This window comes from Hymenobacter sp. UYAg731, assembly GCF_054061335.1.
Map to the genome: position 1 here is coordinate 1,054,865 of NZ_JBSSEC010000001.1, position 9,372 is coordinate 1,064,236.

Sequence of the window (9,372 nt, forward strand, 5' to 3'; positions counted from 1 at the left end):
CCGTTGGGCTCAGGCGGCCGGTGAGTCAGCAGGACTGCTGAGCAGCTTCTCCAGCTCCGCTAGCTCAAAGGCCAGTACGCGCTGGCGCAGGTCCAGAGCGGCCAGGGCGGCTTCGTCGTCGCGCAACTGGGCGGGGGCATCGGCTGTCCAGTAGCCCAGCACGCGGCGCTGCCGCTCATCGGCGGGCGCGGGGGCCAATGAGGCCAGCAGGGCCGGCAGGGTTTGCAGCCGCAGGCGCACCTGGCGCAGCCGCACCCGCACCTGCTCCTGCTGCCGGCCCAAGCGCAGGGCCTGGTACTGGCACTCGCGCTGACGCTCCGCCAGCAGTACCTGCGTGGCGGCCTGACCCGCCGCCGTGAGCGTGGCCGCCGGTTCGGGGGCCGGCCCTTCGGGGGTGGGCAAGCCCATTATCAGGGGTAGCAGGCGCAGGGTGCTGGCCGATGGCAGGCTGGCTCGGTCCAACTCGTCCATCGACAGCGTAGAGCGCGGCACTTGCAGATAGTGAGCCAGCCAGTCCTGCGTGAGTCCGTAGCAGGCCCGTAGCAGCTGTCCGGCCGATTGGTAGGCCCGGGGGCCAGTTTGATGGGAAAAGCGTTTGGCCATTGGGTTTTTAAGAGGGAAGGCTGCGGCAGGCGCAGGCATAACGGGTGGTTGGAGTTTGGCAAAATTTACCCTAAAAAATAATTTGCCAAAGAATCCCGGCAATAAAAATCCGGCAATAATTATTGCCGGATTTTTATTGCCGGGATTCTTAAACGTCATCCTCAACCCCCATCTTTAATCCGACTGTTTTTCTCTACCTCATCCGGCCTGCTTCCACTCCATGAAACCGTTCCAATTATCCCTCCTCCGCATAGCCGCTGCCGGGCTGATGCTGGCCGTCCCGGGTGCCTGCTTTTCCAAAAAAGACGACCCGCAAGCTGCTCCTGGCATGAGCTGGACCGCCGACGGCACCCCGGCCTCCGACCCGGCCCCGCAGGTACTGGCCTCCAGCACCAACATCGACATCGTTGGCTCGACGGGTACTGCGCCCAATAAAACCACCATTCATGTGAGTATGCCCGCCCAACTGGGCAGCTACGCCATCAATAGCACCAATACGGTGGCCGCTGATTATATCCTGCACGGCGGCACGGCCACCGTCGGCTACCAGGCCAGCACTGGCACAGTCACGGTCAGCACCCTAACGACCACGCGGGTTATGGGCAGTTTTTCGTTCACGGCTTACAATTATTCCAGCGGTGTTAGCAGCCCGCTTGTAAAAACCATTACCAACGGCCAGTTCGAAGTGGCCCGGTAGTGCGGTGCGGGCGCGGTGCCACCTGCTATTTTTGTTTTTTCACCCGCTCCCCGTTTCCGTGCCCCAGCTCTCCGACACCATTGTTCATGCCGACTGCCGCCACTTTCGCGGCGACCTCCCCTGCCGCCCCAACAAAACCCACGGCTACGTCTGCGAAGGCTGCCCGGTGTATTCACCCGTCACGCAGCGCATCCTCATCATCAAGCTCGGGGCCATTGGCGATGTCATTCGGACCACGCCGCTGCTGCGCCGCCTGCGCCAGGAGCGGCCGGGCTGCGCCATCACCTGGCTCACGCTCACGCCCGCCATCCTGCCCCAGAGCGAGATTGAGGAGATTCTGAAATTCGATTTCGCCAGCGCCCTGCAATTGCAGGCCCGTGAGTTCGACGTTGTCATCAACCTCGACAAGGAAAAGGAAGCCTGCGCCCTGCTCAACACCATTCCGGCCAAGGAAAAATTCGGCTACGCCCTGCGCCCCCACGATGGCGTGGCCTGGCCCGTGAACGAGCTGGCCGCCCACAAGTACCTCACCGGTGTCTTCGACCAAATCAGCCAGGCCAACACCAAGCCCTACGTGCAGGAAATCTTCGAGCTCTGCGGCTTCGATTACCGGGGCGAAGAATACGTCTTCGACACCCACGACGACAAAAACTACGATTGGAGCCAGCTGCCCACCGCCCGCCCCCGCGTCGGCCTCAACACCGGCTGCGGCGACCGCTGGACCACCCGCCTCTGGAGCACCGAAAAGTGGATTGAGCTGATAACCGGCCTACAAGCCGCCGGCTACACCCCGGTTTTGCTCGGCGGCGAGGCCGAAGACGCCCGCAACCGCGAGCTGCACACCGCCACCGGCGCGGCCTACCCCGGCACCTTCCCCCTCCCCCAATTCATCAACCTGATGAACCAGATGGACGGCATCGTAACGCAGGTGACCATGGGCATGCACATCAGCATTGCCCTGCGCAAGCCCACCATCCTGATGAATAACATCTTCAACCCCCACGAATTCGACCTCTACGGCCGCGGCCAGATTGTGCAGCCGAATAAGGATTGCGTGTGCTTTTACCGGGGCAGCTGCCAGCTCGGCACCAGCTGCATGGAAGACCTGCCGGCCGCAAAAGTATTGCAGGCCGTGCGCGCAAGCGTGCCGCTGGCAAAGCCGGTAGCCTAGCTTTTTGTGCGCGATGCCGTCCGCACAGCCTGCATGGTGGCTACATAATCGGCCAGCGACGTGGCGGCAATTACCTCTGCCAGCACCGCCAGCGGCAATTCTTCCACCATTTTGAAATTCACGCAGCCCTTGCCCATCTTCAGCCTGGGCGCGGCCGCCGCCAGTTGCTCCTGCAGTTCGGGCATCAGGTACATGGGCACCAGGTGCAGGCTCAGGTAGTTTTTCTGATTGGCCAGCCCAATGGCCATTTCCTTGCCCGCCCGAAACTCCAGGTACTTCGGGCCAATGTGCTCGGTGTAGCCCGCTGGCACGGCCCGGCGCACCAGCTGCCACACCTGCGTGGCCGGCCGCTGCCGCTCGGCCGGCAAGGCCGCAATAAAATCATCGAAAGAAATCTCGCTCGTCATGCTCATCAGTGCGTGCCCGTTAGGTTGGGCCGCAAATTACTGGTTTGGGAGCCTACCGTGGTTTCACGGCCGCCACTTCCTTGAGCGCGGCCACCATCACCGGCCACGAAAACTGTTTTTTCAGCTCCCGCACACCGGCCACAAAGGTTTCTTCCCGCTGCTTCGCATAGAAATCCACCACCGCGTCGGCAATAGCGGTAGGCGTGGGCGGCACCACGTAGCCCACCACGCCATCGGGAATCAATTCGGCCAGGCCGCCCACATCCGTCACCAGCATGGGCCGCTCGAAATGATACGCTATTTGCGACACCCCGCTTTGCGTGGCGTTTTTATAGGGCTGCACAATTAAATCAGCGGCGCAGAAATAGTCCACAACTTTTTCATTCGGAATAAAATCTGTCGCCCGAATAATTCGGTCTTCCAATTGGTAGCGTCGAATCAATTCCTCGTAAGGCGCAGCGTCTTCGTAGAATTCGCCAGCAATAATTAATTTAACGGGTAATGCTGCCAGTCGTTTATCCGCCATTGCTTCCAGCATAATATCCAAGCCCTTGTAAGCCCGAATAAACCCAAAGAATAGTAAATAGCCGGTTGTATTTGGCAGTTTCAGCGCCGCCAACGCATTTGTTTTGGGCTTTATCGGCCCGAAATTATCGTACAGCGGATGGGGCCGGTACAGCGCCGGCTTGCCCCCAAAACCCAGCCGCTGTAAATCCTGCAGTACGCTGCGGCTCATGGTTACAAAACCGTCGCAGGCGCTCAGGAAATAGCGCGTAAGCGGTTCGTCGCCCAGCCTTTTTTCGTGCGGAATCACGTTATCGGTAATGGCCACTACGCGGGTGTGCCCGTTGCCGCGCACCAGCCGCGCCACCGTGCCCAGCGCCGGCCCCATAAACGGCAACCAGAACCGAAAAATCACCAAATCCGGCCGCTCTACCCGTAATTTCCGCCCCACCCGCACCCACGATAGCGGATTCACCGAGTTTAAACTCACCTCAATGTCCAAATCCGTCGGTCCAGCCTCGGTGCTGAACTGCGTTTGGCCCGGAAATAAGAAGTTCGGGTATTGCAGCGAAAACGTCACAATCCGCACCTTATCGCCCACCTCTTTAAATGCCCGTGCCAGCCGCTCATTATACGTCGCCAGCCCGCCACGCAACGGGTACGCCGGCCCAATAATTACAACTTTCATTTCAATTAACATTTATCCGTTAACACTTATCCACCGTTCCAGCAGCCCGAACGACTGTTAAATGTTAACGGATAAATGTTAATTGAATTTAATTCAGTCTATCCCTGACCAGGTAATCGTCACGTTTCGGCCCGTTCAACTGAATCATTTCACCCAGAAACCCCGCCACAAATAGCAGCACGCCCACAATTACCGCCGTCAGGGCCAGAAAAAATAACGGCTGCTCCGTCACTTGCCGCGCCTTCAGATTGTGCAGCGACAGCCACACTTTCTCACCCGTCAGCCACAGCGTAATCAGCAAGCCGAGCAAAAACGACAGCGTGCCCAGCGTCCCGAAAAAGTGCATTGGTGCGCGCCGAAACCGCCCCACAAACGTGATACTCAGCAAGTCCAGAAACCCGAAAATGAAGCGCTCCAGCCCAAATTTAGTTACGCCATATTTGCGCTCCTGATGCTGCACCACTTTCTCTCCAATCTTGCGGAACCCGTTCCATTTCGCAATTACTGGAATATAGCGGTGCATTTCGCCGTACACTTCAATGCTCTTCACCACCCGCGAGTCATACGACTTCAACCCACAGTTAAAATCGTGCAGCTGAATGCCCGACATGGCTCGGGTCGCACCATTAAATAGCTTGGTCGGAATCGTTTTCGACAGCGGGTCGAACCGCTTCTGTTTCCAGCCGCTCACTAGGTCAAATTTATCCTCCGTAATCATGCGGTACAGCTCCGGCAATTCCTCCGGCGAGTCCTGCAGGTCGGCATCCATGGTGCATACCACCCGCCCGCGCGTGGCCTCAAAGCCCACGTTCAGCGCCGCCGATTTACCATAGTTGCGGTTGAAGCGGATACCCCGCAACGTCGCGTCATCCATCGCCAGCGCCTCAATTACGGCCCAGGAATCATCCGTCGAGCCATCATCTATCAGGATTACCTCGTAGGTAAGCCCGTGCGCCACCAGCACCCGTGCAATCCAACGCGTGAGTTCGGGCAACGATTCCGCTTCGTTAAGCAGGGGAATCACGATGGAAATTTCCACCGGGAATTTTGCAGATAATTTATTCAAACTCGGGTTTAGGATTTTTATTAACTGCCGACACAACCAAGGAAATGGCCAGTCCAAATAATAGCGAGAAAAGCACGACAAGCAGCGATATCGCAACGGGCGTCATGAACTTAGCCGTCATCTGCATTGCCTGGTCAATTTGCTCGTCTGAGGCACCTCCTCTACTCTCCATATCAGTCCGCGCTTTGTCCAGCATCCGCGCAATCATGCCGTTATCCATAAAGCTTATGTATATGTAGCTGAACACTGCGCCCATTACCCCTGACACCAGCGTCAGCATCATGCCCATGCTCAGCCCCTCGCCATAGCTCATAAACCCAGCATTCTGCTGCTTAAAAAAACGTTGAGCCAGGGAAATTCCTCCTGTTAAAATAACTATTGACAGCCATTTGGCAGGGCTTTGTTCCAGCTGCACAATGTTTAGCGCAAATGAAATAATGATGCTTACCAGCCCTGTTAGCAGGCCATAGCGCAAGCCCACTGACGTAGGCGTTACCGGAGTAGCATTTGTTTCCATTGGGATTCGAAGTGAAGTGAACCGAAAGGTAACCGGAATAATTATTCCCGCAGAAAAATCCCCGCCGGTACCGCCAGCACAAGGCCCAGCAACAGCACCTGCGTAAAATTACTGATGGCCATATCGCCCACGTTCAGGTTGGCCACGTTGCGCACTTGCGCCTGCTGTGCCTGTTTGCTGAGCTGCGCTTTGGGATTTTCGCGCTGCTGCGCCCGGACTATTTCCAGCACCTCGGCCCGGTGCCGCGCCAGCGCCGGCTCACCCGCCCCGTGCGCCAGTCCAATCAGGCTGCTCGCCGAAATGAGCGCCGCAATCAGCACCGTCAGGGCACCCACCCCCAGCGAGCGGCCCAACCCGGGCCGATGCGGCCGTAACTGCCGCCGCAACACCACCTCGCTAGCCAACGCTGCCAACGGTACCAGTAGCTGCGCCAGCAATTGTTTCGGGCCGAAACCATTGCTGCCCGTCATCTGCAAGCCTACCATCCACAAAGCACAGACCAGGCCCACCCCTACGCCAAACCGTAGGGCAAGCCGAAGCACCAGCCCTGCTGCCTCGTCGGGCTCGGTTGTGTTTGGTTTTTCAGAAGTATCAGCCATAAATCGCGCAGCAAATTAAAGCGGCAAGATACGGCCCGCAGCCCCATTGGCTGGGATTTAGAACTACGAACAATGCCTCAGGCTGCCACCGCCACCCGCTTGGTGGCCACGGCCCGCTTGCCAAATCGTACCAGCAATGCCTCGGCCAGCAATGCCAGCAGCGCCAAGGCCAGGAAGTACCGCCACAACGGCGTACCCGTCTGCTCATCCCGGAACTTAGCCAGGCCCGCGCCTGCGTTCCCATCCTCCACAATTCGCACATTGGGCCGGTTTGGCCCCACCAGCTGCCGCAGTTCGTCCGCCGAATACGCCGCCAGCTCCGACTCGCGCTTATCTTGATTGAACGCCAGCGTCGTCAGCACCTTGCCCTGCCGCTGCACTTGGTAGAACCCTGCCGCATCCATGTCCGCTGGCAATTCCAGCCGCGTTTCCCGCCCCACCATCCACTGCCCCGGAATCAAGGTTAGGCTATCCTTCACCAGTTTCAAATTCGCGGCGTCTGCCGGCTGGCCCGCACTTTCCGCCGCTGCCGGCACATGCAGACTCAGAGCCTCCTGCGTCAATTTATAGGCCGGCAATTGCTCATTTTTATAGCTGAACATTGCCATTCGGTACATCACCGGTACAAACAGCGCCTGCGCCGTGAAATCCGAATATTCCTTCGCAAATGGTGCCGAAAACACATATACCTGCCCGGCTCCGCTTGCAAAATCAGCCAAATAACTTTCTCCATCCCGCAGCCGCAAAATATCCGTACCAGTCCGCGACCAGTGCAATACCGGTGCCACCCGCGGCATCGTCACAGTCCGTGGCTGCGCTCCAAACACATCCCGAAAAAATGGTTCCTGCGCACCCGGCATTGCCACCTCCCGTAGTTCCGGGGTTGCCCTGGCCTCTTCCCATTGCACTGCTCCTAATCCCAAATCCCGGAACAATTGCTGATAAGATACCCGAGCCGTCGTGGCCGCCGCCGGTACTACCACCACGCTTCCCCCACGCTTCACTACCGCCCGCAGCCCGTCCCGCAAACCAGCATCTAGGGCAGTCACCTCATTCATCAACACCAGATTGGCCTGCCGCATCAACCCATAATCGACATTTTGCGACTTCGAAAAACTATAATTAAACAGCGGCTCGTTGGCATATACCTGTCGCGCCACCGGCTCCGTCCCAATTTCCAGCACGCGAATGACCGCTGCCGGCTGTAGCGTAAAATAGAACGTATTATCGAAAATCACCGGCGCATCCTCAGTAACCACACGTCCCAAAGCCAGTTGCTCATCCAATAGCTGCACCTGCACTACCGATGCCACCGCTTGTCCCGGCCCTACCGTCACTCTAAATGATGCCACTTGCCGGTTCCCTAAAAAAACCTTAACCGGGCAATTAGTTACCGCAATACTCCCACCGTTTCGCAGTCGCATATGCATTCCCACATTGGTACGTACCCGCAAAAAAGCATCATCAACCCATATACTATCCACGTAAACATTGCCGACTCGCTGCCCTATCAAAGGCACCAGCACTATTTCCTTTTCCGTTGTCAACTTTTTCAACATATTTACCGAAAACGCAGTCTTCTGAAAATCTGAAAATAAGTATACTGAGTTAGCGTTCCCCGACGCCTCCCCAACTACATATTTACTGATAAAAACTGCTTTTGCAGTCGGGCGGATTTCATTTAGCTTATCATTATAAGCAGCTTTAGCCAGTAAACCGGGTCCTGCATTTAACAGTCGTAAGTGGCTTGCTGCGTTTTCACTTAATTGCCGCGCTTCACCCACAGCTTTGCCTAATAACGACCCATATGCCGCATCAGATAATTGCATACTGAAAGAGTTGTCCACCAGAACATCTACGCCAGTAGCATTCATTTTTTCTTTAGCCGGAATAAATGGTTGACAAAAGATAAGTACTAGAGCCATCACAGTTGTCACTCGGGCCATTAGTATTAACAATTGCTGAACCTTCCGATGCCGGGTTGCCACAAGTTCGACTTGCCTAATAAGTGCTGTATTGGTGAATGCAACCCTTTGTGGCCGCCGAAGTTGCAATAGATGTAAAACAACTGGTATTGCGATAGCAAGTAAACCCACCAAAAACCAAGGATATAGCAAGTGCATTTGTTCAGGAAGAAATTAGTAGCCTAATAAATAAGTGACTTAGGAAGCAAAGGCCAGAAAACGGGACATAACTTACTGTTATGCAAATTGCTAACCGTTAGTATAAGTACAGTAAAATTTCGAAGGTCAAATTTCGCTACTTGCTTCGGCTCTTTGCGTTGGACTTGGCAGCCTCGGATACGGCCCGTCTCACGGGCCTGAGCGTGCGGGCCGTCAATGAAATCTACCTGCTTGTGCGCCACCGGCTCCTGGCCTGGAGCCCTGCGCCGGCCGAATTTGACGGGGCAGTCGAACTCGACGAGAGCTACTTTGGTCCGCGCCGGGTGCGCGGCAAACGCAGCCGCAGGGCCAGCGGCAAAACCATTGTCTTTGGCCTGTTCAAACGCGGCGGGCAGGTGTACACTGAAATCGTGCCCAACTGCTCGAAAAAGACGCTGCAAGCAATCATACGTGGCAAAATAGACGTGGCCGCAATGGTCAACACCGACGGCTGGCGCGTCTACGACGGGCTGGTGGACGTGGGCTTTGACCGCCACTTCCGCGTCCGCCACAGCCAAGACGAATTCGTGGGCGGCGCGTCCCGCATCAACGGCCTCGAGTCCTGCTGGAGCTTCGCCAAAGCCCGCCTCCAGCAGTTCAAGGTCGTGCCCAGGCACACCTTTTTGCTGCATTTGAAAGAGTCCGAATTTCGCTTCAATCATTGCTACAAAACCGCTATAAATGGCTCCTTGAATTACATCGCCAACAGCCTCTCTAACCGCGTTTGCTTCCTAAACCCTTAAATAATTGGTATTGATACAGCAAATAAACAACCAATTTCATTTCTTAAATATTCTAACTTAAGTAGCACACGTATTATAAAAGAATAGCCTCCCCAAAAGAAATATTTAAAATGGTCATCAGCCGGTGGGGTACAGCAAAAATCCTCCCGCGGGTGCTGGTGAAAGCATCCACGGGAGGATTTTCCTTTGTAAAAGGTTGGCGGCGACCGACTCTC

General features: G+C 56.3%; 9 protein-coding genes and 1 pseudogene. 3 read left to right on the top strand and 7 right to left on the bottom strand.

Features of this window, described 5'->3' with window-relative positions:
• Window positions 1-9: 9 nt before the first annotated feature.
• Window positions 10-603, bottom strand: a complete 594-nt coding sequence (locus ACVWYF_RS04535) for a hypothetical protein (RefSeq protein WP_457065058.1) — start codon at window positions 601-603, stop codon at window positions 10-12.
• A 220-nt stretch (window positions 604-823) separates the two neighbouring features.
• On the opposite strand from ACVWYF_RS04535, the gene ACVWYF_RS04540 reads away from it, so the two are divergent.
• Together ACVWYF_RS04540 and ACVWYF_RS04545 are read left to right on the top strand one after the other, a co-directional pair.
• Window positions 824-1,300 (top strand): hypothetical protein, encoded by a 477-nt coding sequence (locus ACVWYF_RS04540; RefSeq protein ID WP_457065060.1) that lies wholly within the window; start codon window positions 824-826, stop codon window positions 1,298-1,300.
• Between the two features lie 58 nt (window positions 1,301-1,358).
• The gene (locus tag ACVWYF_RS04545; protein ID WP_457065061.1) at window positions 1,359-2,471 is read left to right on the top strand and encodes a glycosyltransferase family 9 protein; all 1,113 of its coding nucleotides are present in this window, start codon (window positions 1,359-1,361) and stop codon (window positions 2,469-2,471) included.
• Here the strand turns inward: ACVWYF_RS04545 and ACVWYF_RS04550 are convergent.
• From ACVWYF_RS04550 to ACVWYF_RS04575, 6 genes are all read right to left on the bottom strand, one after another.
• The gene (locus ACVWYF_RS04550) at window positions 2,468-2,884 is read right to left on the bottom strand and encodes a DUF1801 domain-containing protein (RefSeq protein WP_457065063.1); all 417 of its coding nucleotides are present in this window, start codon (window positions 2,882-2,884) and stop codon (window positions 2,468-2,470) included. The genes ACVWYF_RS04545 and ACVWYF_RS04550 overlap by 4 nt on opposite strands.
• A gap of 46 nt (window positions 2,885-2,930) precedes the next feature.
• A complete protein-coding gene (locus ACVWYF_RS04555) occupies window positions 2,931-4,070 on the bottom strand; it encodes a glycosyltransferase (protein ID WP_457065065.1) in 1,140 nt (379 codons plus the stop codon).
• 88 nt (window positions 4,071-4,158) lie between these two features.
• A complete protein-coding gene (locus ACVWYF_RS04560) occupies window positions 4,159-5,094 on the bottom strand; it encodes a glycosyltransferase family 2 protein (RefSeq protein WP_457065067.1) in 936 nt (311 codons plus the stop codon).
• 34 nt (window positions 5,095-5,128) lie between these two features.
• The gene (locus ACVWYF_RS04565) at window positions 5,129-5,653 is read right to left on the bottom strand and encodes a DUF4199 domain-containing protein (RefSeq protein WP_457065069.1); all 525 of its coding nucleotides are present in this window, start codon (window positions 5,651-5,653) and stop codon (window positions 5,129-5,131) included.
• A 41-nt stretch (window positions 5,654-5,694) separates the two neighbouring features.
• Window positions 5,695-6,252 (bottom strand): DUF4199 domain-containing protein, encoded by a 558-nt coding sequence (locus tag ACVWYF_RS04570; RefSeq protein ID WP_457065071.1) that lies wholly within the window; start codon window positions 6,250-6,252, stop codon window positions 5,695-5,697.
• A 77-nt stretch (window positions 6,253-6,329) separates the two neighbouring features.
• The gene (locus tag ACVWYF_RS04575) at window positions 6,330-8,375 is read right to left on the bottom strand and encodes a BatA domain-containing protein (protein WP_457065073.1); all 2,046 of its coding nucleotides are present in this window, start codon (window positions 8,373-8,375) and stop codon (window positions 6,330-6,332) included.
• 116 nt (window positions 8,376-8,491) lie between these two features.
• Here ACVWYF_RS04575 and ACVWYF_RS04580 point away from each other — a divergent pair.
• A pseudogene (locus ACVWYF_RS04580) lies at window positions 8,492-9,132 on the top strand (IS1595 family transposase).
• Window positions 9,133-9,372: the final 240 nt, after the last annotated feature.